Origin of the sequence: Nocardiopsis sp. TSRI0078 (assembly GCF_001905145.1) — a bacterium.
Taxonomy (GTDB): Bacteria; Actinomycetota; Actinomycetes; order Streptosporangiales; family Streptosporangiaceae; genus Nocardiopsis.
The window spans coordinates 20,031-34,593 of the sequence record NZ_LWLB01000004.1 but is presented as its reverse complement, the minus strand read 5'-3'; the positions used below and the strand labels follow the sequence as shown (position 1 = coordinate 34,593).

General features: G+C 74.5%; 12 protein-coding genes. 3 read left to right on the top strand and 9 right to left on the bottom strand.

The window, feature by feature from the left end; genetic code table 11:
- Positions 1–2: 2 nt before the first annotated feature.
- From A6A08_RS05825 to A6A08_RS05790, 8 genes are all read right to left on the bottom strand, one after another.
- Positions 3–1,574, bottom strand: coding sequence for a glycosyltransferase (locus tag A6A08_RS05825; RefSeq protein ID WP_073701498.1), 1,572 nt, complete (start codon positions 1,572–1,574; stop codon positions 3–5).
- Entirely contained in the window at positions 1,571–2,029 is a 459-nt protein-coding gene (locus tag A6A08_RS05820) for a UDP-N-acetylglucosamine--LPS N-acetylglucosamine transferase (RefSeq protein ID WP_073701497.1), read from the bottom strand. Before A6A08_RS05820 ends, A6A08_RS05825 begins: the two co-directional genes overlap by 4 nt.
- 114 nt (positions 2,030–2,143) lie before the next feature.
- On the bottom strand, positions 2,144–3,832 hold the full coding sequence (locus A6A08_RS05815) for a lipopolysaccharide biosynthesis protein (protein ID WP_073701496.1): 1,689 nt from the start codon (positions 3,830–3,832) through the stop codon (positions 2,144–2,146).
- Positions 3,802–4,683: a sulfotransferase domain-containing protein gene (locus A6A08_RS05810; protein WP_073701495.1), complete on the bottom strand. Its 882-nt coding sequence runs from the start codon at positions 4,681–4,683 to the stop codon at positions 3,802–3,804. Before A6A08_RS05810 ends, A6A08_RS05815 begins: the two co-directional genes overlap by 31 nt.
- A gap of 158 nt (positions 4,684–4,841) precedes the next feature.
- The gene (locus A6A08_RS05805; protein WP_073701639.1) at positions 4,842–6,065 is read right to left on the bottom strand and encodes an aminoglycoside phosphotransferase; all 1,224 of its coding nucleotides are present in this window, start codon (positions 6,063–6,065) and stop codon (positions 4,842–4,844) included.
- Positions 6,062–7,405, bottom strand: a complete 1,344-nt coding sequence (locus A6A08_RS05800; RefSeq protein ID WP_073701640.1) for a ligase — start codon at positions 7,403–7,405, stop codon at positions 6,062–6,064. The genes A6A08_RS05805 and A6A08_RS05800 overlap by 4 nt, the downstream gene beginning before the upstream one ends.
- Before the next feature lie 92 nt (positions 7,406–7,497).
- Positions 7,498–9,465 (bottom strand): Wzz/FepE/Etk N-terminal domain-containing protein, encoded by a 1,968-nt coding sequence (locus A6A08_RS05795; RefSeq protein WP_073701494.1) that lies wholly within the window; start codon positions 9,463–9,465, stop codon positions 7,498–7,500.
- Positions 9,466–9,701: 236 nt separating this feature from the next.
- Complete coding sequence (locus tag A6A08_RS05790) at positions 9,702–10,094, bottom strand: hypothetical protein (RefSeq protein WP_073701493.1); 393 nt, start codon at positions 10,092–10,094, stop codon at positions 9,702–9,704.
- Between the two features lie 388 nt (positions 10,095–10,482).
- On the opposite strand from A6A08_RS05790, the gene purN reads away from it, so the two are divergent.
- Genes purN through A6A08_RS05775 form a run of 3 tightly spaced genes read left to right on the top strand, consistent with a single transcriptional unit; the run spans position 10,483 to position 13,555 of the window.
- Entirely contained in the window at positions 10,483–11,118 is a 636-nt protein-coding gene (gene purN / locus A6A08_RS05785) for a phosphoribosylglycinamide formyltransferase (RefSeq protein ID WP_073701492.1), read from the top strand.
- A complete protein-coding gene (gene purH, locus A6A08_RS05780) occupies positions 11,115–12,683 on the top strand; it encodes a bifunctional phosphoribosylaminoimidazolecarboxamide formyltransferase/IMP cyclohydrolase (protein ID WP_073701491.1) in 1,569 nt (522 codons plus the stop codon). The genes purN and purH overlap by 4 nt, the downstream gene beginning before the upstream one ends.
- A 14-nt stretch (positions 12,684–12,697) precedes the next feature.
- Positions 12,698–13,555, top strand: a complete 858-nt coding sequence (locus A6A08_RS05775; protein ID WP_073701490.1) for a bifunctional methylenetetrahydrofolate dehydrogenase/methenyltetrahydrofolate cyclohydrolase — start codon at positions 12,698–12,700, stop codon at positions 13,553–13,555.
- A gap of 117 nt (positions 13,556–13,672) precedes the next feature.
- Here A6A08_RS05775 and A6A08_RS05770 read toward each other — a convergent pair whose 3' ends face one another.
- Positions 13,673–14,278 (bottom strand): FHA domain-containing protein, encoded by a 606-nt coding sequence (locus A6A08_RS05770; RefSeq protein WP_073701489.1) that lies wholly within the window; start codon positions 14,276–14,278, stop codon positions 13,673–13,675.
- Positions 14,279–14,563 lie beyond the last annotated feature (285 nt).

The window sequence follows — 14,563 nt, the reverse complement described above, 5'->3', positions numbered from 1 at the left end:
CCCTAAACGCCCCTGCCGCGCAGGTGGAGCATGCGCATGATCCACCCGGCGGGTACCCCGCACACCACCGCCGCGGCCAGGTAGGCGCGCACCTCGGCGGGCCGGTTCCGGAGCGTGGTGCCGATCCACCGCAGGGCCGCGCGACGGCGTCCGGCCGAGGCCTCGGCGAAGGCGATCTGCCCGGCCACCCGGGCGTAGCCGTGCGGCACCAGCGCGAACTCGGGGTAGCGGTCCAGCAGCCAGCGCAGGGCGGTGGAGATGGTCCGCCATCGGCCCGAGAAGTGGGAGCTTCGGTGCCACAGCACCCGCACACCCGGTTCGGGGACGTTGCGGATGGGGCCGCGCCGGGCCAGGCGCAGCAGCAGCTCGTAGTCCTCGGCGTAGCTGCCGGGGATCTCCTCGCTGACCGTCCCGCAGCCGCCGATCATGGCCCGGCGCCGGATGAGGAAGGTCGACGGGTGCAGTTCGGCCAGCCGCGACCCCAGGAGGTCGCCGAAGGTGACGCTGGTGCGGTCCAGGGTGCGGACCGCCTCCGTCCTGTCGTAGACAACCCGGATCCCGCAGCACACCATCTCGGTCCCCGGGTCGTCGAGCATGACCGCGACCTGCGCGCTGAGCTTGCCGGGCAGCCAGGTGTCGTCGTCGTCGCAGAAGGCGACGAGCTCGGTGTCGGCGGCGAGCACCCCGGTGTTGCGGGCCCCGGCCAGGCCGGGGGTGAGGGTGTTGGTGACCACCCGCACGGGCCGGTCGCCCCCGGCGCGGACCAGCGCGGGGTCGGGCTGGTCGTTGTCGAAGACCACGATCGTGGTGATGCGGCCCGGGTAGTCCTGCCCGGCGACCGCGCGCAGGGTGCGGCGCAGCAGCTCGGGCCGGTCCCGGGTGGGCACCACCACGGTCACCCCGGGCCAGGTGCCGACGGCGCGGTCCCCGACGGCGGAGGCCGAGGCCTCGGCGGAGGGCGTGGCGGCGACCTCGGAGACGGAGGTCCCGGGGGAGGGGGCCACTGTGTCCTCGGGTACTCCGTCGGTACTCGTGAGCAGGTCGATGAGCTCCCCGGCGCGCAGCGCGGCCCGCTCGGCACCGTCGTCGTCGGAGGGGCGCACCCGGAATCCGTCGGGTGAGGCGAGCGCCTTGTCGATGAGCGCGGACAGCTGCTGGGGACTGGCGCAGGAGCGCACCCGGTCCGCCTCCTCCAGGCGCCGGACGAACAGGAGCTGGTGGTCGTCGACGTGCTCGTCCAGCTCGGGGTCGCGGGGAACGACGATGGGCAGGCGGCCGGCCCCGCGGGCCTGGACGATGGTGCCCGGTCCGCCGTGGGTGACGACCACCCGGGCCCGGCGCATGTACTCCCCGAGGTCCTCACCGGCCAGGAACGGGGTGCCCTCGGCCACCGCGGGCGCGGTGCTGTGCCCGTGCTGGACCAGGAAGCGCAGGTCGCGGCGGTGGCGCGCGCAGTCGTCGATCCAGCGGACCAGCCGGTCGAAGGCGTGGTGGTCGGTGCCGAGGCTGACCACCACGTCGGGGTGGTCGCTGTCGTGGGGACGCGGGACGGGACGGGTGGTCTGTTCGGTCACAGAAGCGGTCCTACCGTGATGGCGGTCGGCATGAAGGCTCTCTGCTCCTCCCACTGGGCGAGGAACAGACGGGTGAAGGGACGGCACAGGCGGGCGGTGAGGGTGGGGGTGTCGATGCGGTCGTAGACCTCGATGTAGACGGTCGGGATCCGCAGCATCCAGGCCAGGACGAAGAACGGCAGGGCCACTCCGGCCCCGGTGGTGACGACCGCGGAGGGGCGCCGCTCACGCAGGACGCGGAAGGCCAGACGGGTGTTGCGCAACAGGTTGCCGAGGTGGCGGGTGGTGGGGTGGAAGGCCCACCGGACCCGCTCGCCGTCGAGGGCGGCCTCGGCGTCGGGGGTCCGGAAGGTCACCCACAGGCGTTCCCGGTTCCGCCACCAGGGGCGCAGGGAGCAGAGCTGGGCGAGGTGCCCCCCGCTGGAGGCCACCAGGAGAACCGGTCGTGGAGACATGCGGTCATCATTCCATAACGCACAGTAGCCAAAGGTGACCGTCGGGTTCGCCGGACGCCGTGTTGCGTGCCCGGCCGTCCACAGGAGCGGGAGGAACCCGCCGCCGCACGCCCCTCAGCGGCGCGCGCCCAGGCCCAGCGGACCGCGCAGCGACCACACCGACGCCAGATGTCCCGCGGCGCCCGTCGCCACCGCCGCCGCCAGGGCCGCGAGCCCTGTGCCCAGCACCGCCTCCGCCAGCAGCGGCAGGGCGCCGAACCACACCAGCGCGCTGGCCGCGGCGACCGCCACCGGTCGGCTGAACGGGTGCAGGACCACCCGGGTCCGCAACTGCCACAGCGGCAGTACCTTGCGCACCAGCATCGCGGCCACCAGCGCCGCGGCCGCCCCCGTCGCACCGGCCGCGGGCACCAGCAGCACGCACACCAGTACGTTCGCCGCCAGCGACAGCACGTTGTTCAGCAGGTTCAGCCCGGTCCGTCCGGTCATCGACAGGACCAGGTCGCCCGTCCCCAGCGCCGCGGCCAGCAGCTGTCCGGCGCACACCACGGCCAGCGCCGCCGCCCCCGCCGCGTAGTCCGCTCCGAACAAACGCATCACCTCGGGAGCGAACACCAGAGCCGACAGGTACAGCGGCCACGTCAGGCACACCAGCCAGGCCGCCCCCGCCTGGTACAGGTTCCGGACCCCCGCGTGGTCCTCCGTCGCCAACTGCTCGGCGAACCGCGGCTGGGCCGCGTACAGCACCGCCTGCGTGCCGAACTGGCCGACCACCATGATCCGGGTGGCCGCCGTGAACACCGCCGCGCCGGTCAGGCCGCCCAGCAGCGCCACGAGCACCACGCCGCCGCGCTGCACCCCCATCTGCGCGGCCCCGGCCGCCGCACGGGGCAGCGCGAACGACCAGAACGCCCGCGGTTCCACCCGCTCCCCGGAACCGGCGACCGACGGAGGCCCGTCGGCCCCCTCGGACCCGAACGTCCCCGCGGCCGCGCCGGTTCCCGCGGTGCCGCCGCCTGCGCCGCCCCCGGCGGGGCGCGCGGTCTCCACGGCCACGGCCCCTTCCGGAGCCCCGGCCCCCACCGGTTCCGGAACGGTCCCGCCCGCCGTCCGCGGGCCGCCCTCCCCGGAGGCGGCCCGGCGCAGGACCCGGCCCAGCCAGAACCACGCCAGCACCGCCGCGGGCAGGTACGGCCCCGCCCACGCGAGCGCCAGCAGCCCGGCCGACCCGGTGGCCGTGATCGCCCCCACCAGCGCCAGCTGCGCCAGGGGACGCCCCACCTTGTCCACCAGCACGGTCCCGGCCATGTCGTGGTGGGCCCGTGTCGCCGCCAGGGCCGTCTCGGCCAGCACCGCGAACGGCAGGAACACCGCGAGCAGCCGCAGGTAGACGTCCGCCTCCCCGCCGTCCAGCACCTCCGCCAGCGGATCGGCGAACACCAGCAGCAGCACGGCCAGGCCGCACGCCACCAGCACCGCCGGGCCCGTGGCCAGCCGCAGCAGCCGGGGCACGCCGCCCGGCTCCCCGAACACGCGCATCCGGGCGACGAAGTACACCAGCCCGTCCGACACACCCAGGTTCGACACCGCGGCCGCGATGAGGAACACCGACGTCGCCGAGAACAGCAGTCCCGCCGTCTCCTGGGAGAACGCCCGGGTGATCGCCACGACCAGCGCGAGGTTCAGCCCGGCGCCGACCACGGCCCCCGCCATGTTGACCACCCCGCCGCACAGCACGCGGCGCAGTCCGGGCCCCTCCTCCGCGGCGCCGGTCACGCACACCACGAGGGCGTACGCCCCCACCAGGCCGCCAGCCGCGCGTCGCTGTCGGCGAACCCGGCCGCCAGCTCCGCGCGCAGCCCCTCCGGCATCTCCGACCGGGCGCGCGCGTTGTGCCGCCCCGGAGCGGTCCCGGGCCCGGGCGGCAGTCCCAGGAACCGCTCGATCCCGGCCAGCGCCCGCGCCGTGCCGTCGAACAGGTCGGCGTGGTCCACCACGTGCATGCGCTCCCGCCCCAGGTGCTTCTCCAGCCGTACCAGCTGGTCCACGTAGTGGCCGCGGGCCACGTACCCGTGGTGCTGGTGGGAGTGGGAGAGGTACCCGGGGTCGGCCACCATCCGCTCCTCCTCACCCGCCAGCCGCCGCGGCTCCAGCTCCACGGCCCGCGCGAACGGCTCGGTCTCGAACCCCCGCGCGCTCTCGTGCGCGTGCGCCGAGTAGGCCCGCTCCACCGGGTCCCGCAGGATCACCACCACCCGCACGTCCGGCAGGTCGCGGGCGATGCGCTCGGCCGCCAGCGGGTGGAACAGGTAGTACGGGCTGGACTCGACCACCCGCACCCGGGGGCGCCCCCGCCGCTCCCGCAGCGCCGCGCGCGTCGGGAAGCGCGCCCGGTACCAGTCCAGGCCGTGGTGGTATCCGGTGTCGAAGAAGTGCACCCCCTTGCGCAGGGTGGGGCCGGTGACGGCCGGGTGCCGGCACAGCGCCCTGAACAGCGAGGTGGTGCCCGAGCGCTGGGCCCCGCACACGAGGAGGTCGGGCAGCGCCCGGGCGGCGCTGGTGATCCCGCCCAGGCCGTCCGCGAGGGGCAGCAGGGCCCGGCGCGCCGGGCCGGCCAGGCGGCGGAACGGGACGGGAGGGGTGCTCCGTGACATCGCGTGGTCCTTACTCTTTTCCGAATCGGTCGTCACGGCCGCCGTCCTCGGCGGCCGGCGCCGTCGACCCCCTTCCGGAGCGGGCCCCGGCGGCCGGCGCGGGCACCGGGCCGTACGGCCGGTCGTGCGTTCGGCCCCTCCCCGCAGGGCCGCCGCGGTCAGACCCTGTGGAGGGCCTCGTGGGCCGCTCTCTCCTGGAGGCCCTCGAGCGCGGGGAGCAGCCAGTCGTCCACGGCCGCCAGACGGCCCCCGCTCTCGTCCTGCCGGTCGTGCAGGTACCGGGTGGCCAGGTCGATCAGGTACAGCGCCATCACCGTGGACACCGTGTGCGAGCGCACCCCGGTCTCGGACATCAGCGGGTCGCGCAGCAGCCGCGAGCCGCTCTCCAGCCACCGGTGCACGCCCGGGTGGACCCCGGCCTGCACGCACTCGTTGAGGTCGTAGTGCAGGGCGTCGAAGCCCGCGGGCGCGTCCAGGGAGAGCCGCTCCCAGTCCCACACGAACGCGCGCCGCGCGGTGCTGGCGATGTTCCACCTGGTCAGGTCCCCGTGCCAGGCGCCGAACGGGATGTGCACGTCCGGCAGGCGGCGCAGCACCGCGCGCAGCGGCGAGGCCTCGGGGCGCGCGCCCAGCCGCACGATCCGCTCCTCCAGCGTCCGCCGGTAGGGGCTGTCGGACAGTCTGCGCCGCCGCACCCGGGCCAGCCCGACGATCTGCGTCACGCACCGCAGCAGCTGGCGCCGGGTGGGCCGGTCGGTCTGGTCGCCGACCGGCAGGGCCTCCTGCACCAGCAGCGGGTGGCCGTTCCACTCGCCCTCGTACAGCAGCCGGGGGACGGTCACGTCCCGCAGACGCGAGTCGGCCAGGTGGCGCAGGGCCCGCGTCTCGGAGCGCACCAGGCGCGAGGTCAGGTCGTTGACGGCCACCTTGGCGTAGCCGATCGTCCGGCCGCCGGGGGTGAGCAGCAGGAGCACCGGCTTGCGGTTGGCCCTGGGCGGGCCCACGTGTATGGCGATGGCCAGCTCGCGGTCCAGGGCCGACGCGAGCGCGTGCTCTATGCCGGGACCCGCTCCCACGTACAGCCGGTCGCGCAGCAGCAGCGGGGCCAGCCCGGTGGCGAAGGCCCCGGTCAGCAGCAGTGTGCGCGCCCTCTCCCGGAACGAGTGCCCCTGCGCGAAGGAGGCGATGCCCTGCGTGGCCGCCGCCCGGTCGTGGGCGGGCAGGATCACCCTCGGGTTCTGCGCGTTGGGCACCGGCAGGTACTGGTCGCCCCGGTCGCGGCGGACCAGCCGCCGCATACCGCGGTCGCCGGGGCCGAGCAGTCCGCCGCACGGCCACAGCACCGCGGCGAGGTCGGTCAGGTAGGTCGTCTCGCTGTTCACCAGAGCCCCCCGCGGGCGCGCGCGGCGGCCCTGCGCCGGAGCACCGGCTCCTCGCCCCGCCACAACAGGGCGGCGGCGACCATGGTGACGGCCAACGGGGACATCAGCGCGACGTAGAAGAACATGTACCAGAACAGCAGCAGCACGGTCAGCAGGGCGCCCTGGCCCGCCGGCGAGGACGCCGACCGGTAGCGCCACACGATCCTCGCGAAGAAGGCGAGCACGAAGGCGGTGCCCACCCAACCGCCGGAGATCAGGGTCAACCACAGCTGTCCGGCGTTGCCGATGACGTGCTGGCCGCAGCCAGGGCACTCGGGGGTGGGGCCGACCGCGATCGACTCCGAGCTGCCCAGGCTCTCCCTGGTGGTGCCCCACCCCATGACCGGGGACAGTCCGGCGGCCTCCACGGACGCCGCGTTGCTGGCGGCCCGCCCGTCGTCGCTGTGCGGGTTGTCGACCCTGGCCCGCACCACGTCGGCCAGCGGCGACGCGGCCAGGGCCAGCAGCGCGACCAGGAGCGCGGCCGAGCAGGCCCCCACCAGGAGCACCCGGCCCCGGCGCAGGGACACCGCGGCGGCGTAGGCAAGGGACAGCGCCAGCCCCGCCCACAGGGCCCGGTTGAGCGAGTACACGGCGGGCACCACGGACAGCGCCGCGGCGGTCAGCGCGCCCCAGCGCACCCAGCCCGCCCCCTGGACCACCCAGCCCACCACCAGCCACACCAGCAGGAGGGAGAGCATGTACCCCCAGATGTTGGTGTACTCCCACGGCGCCTTGGGGCGGGCCGTCTCGTAGCCGAAGACGTCCATGATCTGCGCGGACGCCGGGTGGACGAGTGCCTGCACGTAGGCGTCGGAGGCCAGGCCGGCGGGCAGCAGGTACTCCAGCGGCGCCGTGAACTCGAACCGGGGAGCGAGCATGCCCAGGTACCCGCCCGCGATCGTGGCCAGGCACAGCACGGACAGCGCCCGCACGACCGTGGAGGTGGGCAGTTCCCGCTCGGACAGGTTGCCGACGTAGAGCAGCAGGACGGTCAGCACCAGGTAGTCGGCCACCCGGAGCAGGGCGCCGCCGTATCCGCCGCTGTCCGGCACCGTGCCCGGAACCTCCAGCGGGACCAGGGCCAGGCCCAGCACGGTCCACAGCAGGAACAGCGCCCACAGCCAGAATCCCGGGGGGACCCGGAGCCCGAAGGTGCGGTGGCGGCGCACCAGCTCGGCGGCCATCGGCACCGCGAACAGCCAGTACGCGAACTGGCCCAGCCCCGCGGCCCACCACAACGGGTATCCGGCGAACAGCCAGACCAGGGGTCGGCCGGTGACGGGGGAGCGGCCGGACACGGCCTCCCCGACGGAGGCGCCCGCGGCGGTCGGGAAGGCCGCGGTCGCGGACGCGAACTGGCGCGGGCCACGGGCGGACACGCCTCGGGCCATCAGTTCCGTGCTCCGGAGACCGCGTCGGCGGACGCGGGCTCTTCCCGTTCGTCGGCTCCGTCGGCCCCGTCGGCTCCGTCGGCTTCGTCAGTCCCATCAGTGCCTTCGGCCGTGCCGGTGCCCTCGTCCGGCCCGGGAGCCCCCTCCACCTCCACGGCCACGGAAGCCCTCTCGGCCTCCGTGGTCTCGGAAGGCTCCTCCGTCTCCACGGCCACGGAAGCCCTCCCGTCCTTCGCGGCCCCGGAGGCCCTTTTCGCCTCCGCGGGCTCGGAGGTCCCGGGGTGCTCCCGGCCCTCCCCGGCCCCGGAGGGCTCTTCCCGGTCGGAGTCGGTGGACGCGTCCTCCGACACGGTCACCGGGGCGGGTCCGGCCAGGGGCTGGCGCGGCAGGACGGCCGTGCCCGGGACGGGCACGCCGAACCGGCCGGCGAGGGTGAGCAGCCCGGCCAGGTCGGCACGGCGGGTGCGGTCCAGTTCGACCACCGGCAGCAGCACGTCGGCCGTTCCGGCCAGGGCGTGCACGTCGGCGCGCTCGTTCGCCGGGGCGGCGGTGACCACCACGTACTCGGCGTCCGCGCGCAGCAGCCGCACGAGTTCCGGCATGGCGGTGCCCTGCACCGGAGCGTTCAGTCCCGGGGCCCCGTACCGCAGGACCCGCAGGCGGGGCACCGGGTCGGGGCGCACCTCCAGGCCGGCGGGGTCCTCACCCTCCAGCAGCGCCTCGGCCAGTCCGGGCCCCTCAGGCAGCCCGAGCAGTTCGCCGACGGTGTCGGTGCGCGGGTCCGCGCACACCAGCAGCGTCTCCGACCCCGTGCGCGCCAGGGCGGCGGCCAGGTTCACGGCGGCCGCCGCGCCCGCGCGGCCCGGGGTGGTCGCGGCGACGAGCAGGACGCGGCCGGGAGCGGACTCCTCCTCGGCCCCTCCCGGCGGTCCGGCCTGCGCGGCGGGCTCCCCGGCCCCGTCGGGGGCGGCGGGACCACCCCGCGCCGCGGGCACGGTGCAGAGGCGGGCGCGTACCAGGTGCGCGAACTCGTTCACCCGCTGGCCCGGAGCGGAGCCGTCGTCCAGCAGCCCGGGGGAGCGGTCTCCCCGCCCCGCGCGTGCGGACAGGTCGAGCAGCACCGGGAGCGCACTGGTCCGGGCGGTCTCCTCGGCGTCGTGCAGGCACGGGTCCAGGCGGTCGCGGACCACGGCGGCGAGCAGCCCCGCCACCAGGCCCAGCGCGGTGCCGCCGACCAGCCACAGGACGGGGACCGGGCTGCCGGCGTGCTCCGGGAGGCCGGCCGGTGTGATGACCCGCCCGGCCCGGACGGTCTCCCGCAGTGCGCTGAGCGGGCCGATCTCGCCGCCCAGCTCGGTGATCTCCTGCCGCAGCGCCTCGGCCCGCGCGCTCGCGCCGGGGGAGGAGGCGTCCTCGGAGGCGGCCTCGGCCAGGGCCTCGTAGCGGTTCTCCTGCTCGCCGCGCAGCGCTTCCAGGTGGCCGTCGACCAGGTCCTCGACCCGGGCCCGGCGCATGTCCAGGTAGGCGTCGGCGTAGGCCTGCGCGCCCGCGCGGGCCTCCTCCGGGCTCGGGGCGGAGTAGCTGATCTCCAGCACGTTGCTGTTGGGGGGCACGCTCACGTCCACGTGCTCGCGCAGTTCCTCGGTGGTGGGCGCGGGGCCCTCTCCGGACAGTTCCTCGGCCACGACGGACGACACCTGGTCCGACACCAGGACCTGTGCCTCGGTGTCCAGGTTGACGTCCCCCGACAGGCGGCCGGAGCGCTCGCCGGTGAACTCGGCCATCCCGCTGGGCTGGACCTGGACGGCGGCCACGGAGGTGTAGGTGGAGGGGAGGCCGAACACCGCGGCGGTGGCCAGGGCCAGGCCGCCGAGCACACCGGCACCGACCAGCCGCCGACGACGGCGCAGCAGTGCCGTGTACTCCCTGAGTTCCGGTCCGGACGGACCGGGGGTGTCGGTGTCCATCGAGTCCTCTCCGCACAGTCGGGGGCTCTACTTTTAGTAATTGATTGCATACTAAGTGTAGTCCCTTGGGGGTGCGTCGGCCGCTTGGGAAACAGCCGTTTCCCAGTCCGCGAAAGTGACCGGAACCACGCCGTGTCCGCCCCGTCAGACCGCCCGCGAACACGCCGAAGGGGCGGCGGGAGGACTCCCACCGCCCCTCGCGCGCGTTCGGGAGGGCCGGACCCCGAGGGGGTCCGTCAGAGGAGGGCCACCGTGGGCGGAAGCCCCGTGGAGGACTCCCACGCCTCGTCGCACTCCTTCTGGCTGGACACCGTGTGCGCGCGGGCCGAGCAGTCCCGGTACTGCGTCATCTGCTCCTGGTACACCACGGCGACCGAGACCAGCGCCAGCGACGTCACGATCCCCAGCACGCCCACGGCCACGCTCAGCAGCGCGCCCGGCGCGTCGGTCCGGTTGGCCCGCGCGGCCCGCCGCGCGCGAAAGCCCTGTACGACGCCGAACACGGACAGCACGACCCCGTACGGAGGGAGCAGCAGGCCGGCCGCGCCGAAGAACAGGCCCCACAGACCGCCCCGCTCGACTCTGGGCGGCTGGCCGTCGGATCGCGGCTCCGGGCTGTTGTCGGTCAAGGTTCACTCCTTCGGGACGCCCGCCGGGGCGTCGTGGTCCGCTTCCGCCTGCGCGGAGGGTACCCGGTGTCCGTCGTCTCGGGGCTGGTGGAAGGGCCGCCGGGGCCTTCATCGGTGGAGGAGCGCCGAGACCCCCGTCACAGGTGGGACAAACCCCCACTCCCCGTGGGTAGACGTTACCTGGCCCGATAGGGTGGGAACGCGGACGGGCCGAGCATCCCGTCCGTCACTCGCCCAAGCGGCGCCTTCGGCGCGACCCGGCACCGGCCCGGAGTCCGAACCGGGCGCAGGCGAGATCCGGATGCTGCGCCGTCCCCCGGCGCCCCCGGACGCGGGAGACGGCTCCCGCACCGTTCTCTACTACATGGGAGAAGCATTGTCCGCGCGAGTGGTGGTCCTCATATCGGGCACGGGCAGCAACATGGCCGCCCTGCTGGAGGCGTCCAGGGACCCCGGGTACGGGGCGAGCGTCGTCGCCGTCGGCTCCGACCGCGAGGGGACCCGCGGCATCGAACTGGCCGAGGAGGCCGGGGTGCCCACGTTCGTCGTCCCCTTCCGCTCCTTCGCCGACCGCTCCCTGTGGAACGCGGCCATGGCCGAGCACATCAGCGAGCACCGCCCCGACCTGGTGGTCTCCGCGGGGTTCATGCGCATCCTCGGCCCCGCCGTCATCGGCAGCCACCCGGCGGTCAACATCCACCCGGCGCTGCTGCCCTCCTTCCCCGGCGCGCACGCCGTCCGCGACGCGCTCGCCCACGGTGTCCGCATCACCGGCACCACCATCCACTTCCTCGACGAGGGCGTCGACTCCGGGCCGATCATCGACCAGGTGGCGGTCCCCGTCGAGGACGACGACGACGAGTCCAGCCTCCACGAGCGCATCAAGGGCGTGGAGCGGAGGATGCTGGTCGACACGGTCGGCAGGCTCGCCCGCGAGGGCTGGACCATCGACGGCAGGCAGGTGCGGTTCGGCCGCACCGAGCAGAGCGTCACCGACGCGACCGACACGAAGGAGAACCGGTGACCCAGCAGGCCATCAGGCGTGCGTTGATCAGCGTCTACGACAAGACCGGCCTGGAGGAGCTGGGCATCGGCCTGGCCGAGGCCGGGGTGGAGATCGTCTCCACCGGCTCCACCGCCGCGCGGCTGCGCGCCGCCGACATCCCCGTCACCCCCGTGGAGGAGGTCACCGGCTTCCCCGAGATCATGGAGGGCCGGGTCAAGACCCTGCACCCCTCCGTGCACGCCGGGCTCCTCGCCGACCAGGGCAACCCCGAGCACGTCGCCAGGATCAAGGAGCTGGGCATCGCCCCCTTCGACCTGGTCGTGGTCAACCTCTACCCCTTCCGTGACACCGTCGCCTCGGGCGCCTCCGAGGCCGACTGCATCGAGAAGATCGACATCGGCGGCCCCGCCATGGTGCGCGCCTCGGCCAAGAACCACGGCAGCGTCGCGATCGTGGTCGACCCGGGCGGCTACGACGCCGTCCTGGAGGCCGTCCGCGACGGCGGGTTCACCCTGGAGCAGCGCAAGCGCCTGGCCGGGCTCGCCTTCCGGCACACCGCCGCCTACGACGCGGCCGTCGCCGGCTGGTTCTCAGGTGTCTACGCCCCCGACGAGGAGGCCGCCGAGTCGGGCTGGCCCGGCTTCATCGGTGCCGCCTACCGCCGTAAGGACGTGCTGCGCTACGGCGAGAACCCGCACCAGAAGGCGGCGCTGTACACCCTGGCGGACGCCCCGGAGACCGGCCTGGCCGGAGCCGAGCAGCTGCACGGCAAGGCGATGTCCTACAACAACTACGTGGACGCCGACGCCGCCCTGCGCGCCGCCCACGACTTCGACGAGCCGTGCGTGGCCATCATCAAGCACGCCAACCCGTGCGGGATCGCGGTCGGCGCCGACAACGCCGAGGCCCACCGCAGGGCGCACGCCTGCGACCCGGTGTCGGCCTTCGGCGGCGTCATCGCCACCAACCGCCCCGTGGGCGAGGAGCTGGCCGGGCAGATCGCGGAGATCTTCACCGAGGTCGTCGTCGCCCCCGCCTTCGAGCCCGCGGCCGTGGAGGTCCTCAGCCGCAAGAAGAACATCCGCCTGCTCGTGGCCGAGGGTCCCGGATCCGACACGTGCATGGAGGACCACCAGATCAGCGGCGGCCTGCTGGTGCAGTCGCGCGACGCGATCGACGCCCCCGGCGACGACCCCTCCACCTGGACCCTGGCCACCGGCGAGGCCGCCGACGAGGCCACCCTGGCCGACCTGGCCTTCGCGTGGAGGGCCGTGCGCTCGGTCAAGTCCAACGCCATCCTGCTGGCCTCCGGCGGCGCCACCGTGGGCGTGGGCATGGGCCAGGTCAACCGCGTGGACTCCGCGCGCCTGGCGGTCACGCGCGCGGGTGACAGGGTCGCCGGCTCCGTGGCGGCCAGCGACGCCTTCTTCCCGTTCCCGGACGGTCTGCAGATCCTCACCGAGGCCGGGGTCCGCGCCGTCGTCCAGCCCGGCGGCTCGGTCCGCGACGAGGAGGTCATCGCGGCGGCGAAGGCCGCCGGGGTGACCATGTACCTCACCGGCACCCGGCACTTCTTCCACTGAGCGAGGAGCAGAGAATGAGCGCGACCGTTCTGGACGGCAAGGCCGTCGCGAAGTCCATCCGCGAGGAGCTCTCCGGGCGGGTGGCCAGGCTGCACGACCAGGGGATCACCCCCGGCCTGGGCACCGTCCTGGTCGGCGACGACCCGGGCAGCCACTCCTACGTGCGCGGCAAGCACCGCGACTGCGCGCAGGTGGGCATCGCGAGCATCCGCCGCGACCTGCCCGCGAACGCCACCCAGGAGGAGGTGGAGCAGGCCGTCCACGAGCTGAACGAGGACCCGGCCTGCACCGGCTACATCGTGCAGCTGCCGCTGCCCGGGGGCCTGGACGAGAACCGGGTGCTGGGCCTGATCGACCCGAACAAGGACGCCGACGGCCTCCAGCCCTCCAACCTGGGCAGGCTGGTGCTGATGCAGGAGGCCCCGCTGCCGTGCACCCCGCGCGGCATCGTGGAGCTGCTCACCCGCTACGACGTGCCGCTCAAGGGCGCCGAGGTGGTCGTGGTCGGGCGCGGGGTGACCGTGGGCCGTCCCCTCGGCCTGCTGCTGACCCGCCGCTCGGAGAACGCCACCGTCACCCTGTGCCACACGGGCACCCGCGACCTCGCCGAGCACACGCGCCGCGCCGACATCATCGTCGCCGGTGCCGGTGTGCCCGGGCTGGTCACCAAGGACATGGTCAAGCCGGGTGCCGCCGTCCTGGACGTCGGTGTCTCCCGCACCGAGTCCGGGCTGGTCGGCGACGTCGTGCCCGACGTGGCCGAGGTGGCCGGGCACCTGTCGCCGAATCCCGGCGGCGTGGGCCCGATGACCCGGGCGATGCTGCTGGTGAACGTGGTGGAGGCCGCCGAACGCCAGGCCGCAGCCCGCTAGGGCCTGTTCTCCGGCCCGGGGCGGTGGACGGTCCCGGACCCGGCACGCCGGTTCGCACCGGTTCGCGCCGGGCGGAGCACGGGGCCGCCCGCCCCGTGCTCCACCCGGCCGGTCGGCTCAGCTGGCCTTGCGGGCCGATCCGCCCAGCGGCATCGGCCGGACCAGTCCCAGGGCCACGACCTCGTTGGCCAGCCGGGTCCTGCGGTTCTGTCCCTCGGGGATGCGGAACTTCTGGTAGAGCCGCAGCAGGTGCTGCTTGACCGCGGCCTCCGTGACCACCAGGGCCTCGGCGATGTCGCGGGCGGTGGCGGGGGCGACGAAGGCCTCCTCCGACAGGGCGGGCTGGCACAGCGCGGTGAGCACGTCCAGCTCACGGCGGGTGAGTTCGGGGGCGGCGCCGCGGCGCAGCTCGATGTCGGGGCTGATCTGCTCACGGGGGAGTCCGCCGACCCGGCAGCGGGCGGTGCCGAAGGTCACCACGTCGCCCTCCTCCAGGACCCGCCGGGCGATGGGGCGGCCGTTCACCCGGGTCCCGTTGCGGGACAGTCCCAGGTCGACCACGTAGACGTAGGGGCCGCGGCGGACCAGTTCGGCGTGCAGCTGGGAGACGCTCGGATCGCCGAGCCGGATGTCGGCGCCCTCTCCGCGGCCGATCGTGGTGACCTCACCGGCGAGCTGGCGGATGTCCCCGGTCTCTTCGATCCGTAGGTAGGGCCCGTCCACGGTGGTTCCTCCCGGGCTGGGGTGGCGCTGCCGGTGGGGGTGCGGGCGACGGTGGTGGAGGGACTGCTGTCGGGGGGTGACGGTTCGGTCTGCGCGTTGAGTGGGCTTCATGGGGGTGGTCCTCGCTCACCGGTGCACTCATCTCCAGCTGGGTTACCCGGGCGGTAGGCGTTCTACGCGCTTACTCCGGAGTTAGGGGGACAAGGCCCGGAAATACGGGTCTGTGACCGCAGCGGGAGAGGGAAACGGTCAGCAGCGGGCGTGGTCGAGGGCGGGTCCGTTTCC

What these genes read in the sequence shown, in the direction of transcription:
- A6A08_RS05820 (WP_073701497.1), bottom strand. Translation starts at nt 2,029, where the DNA reads ATGTCTCCACGACCGGTTCTCCTGGTGGCCTCCAGCGGGGGGCACCTC.
- A6A08_RS05795 (WP_073701494.1), bottom strand. Translation starts at nt 9,465, where the DNA reads ATGGACACCGACACCCCCGGTCCGTCCGGACCGGAACTCAGGGAGTAC.
- A6A08_RS05775 (WP_073701490.1), top strand. Translation starts at nt 12,698, where the DNA reads ATGAGCGCGACCGTTCTGGACGGCAAGGCCGTCGCGAAGTCCATCCGC.
- A6A08_RS05810 (WP_073701495.1), bottom strand. Translation starts at nt 4,683, where the DNA reads ATGTCACGGAGCACCCCTCCCGTCCCGTTCCGCCGCCTGGCCGGCCCG.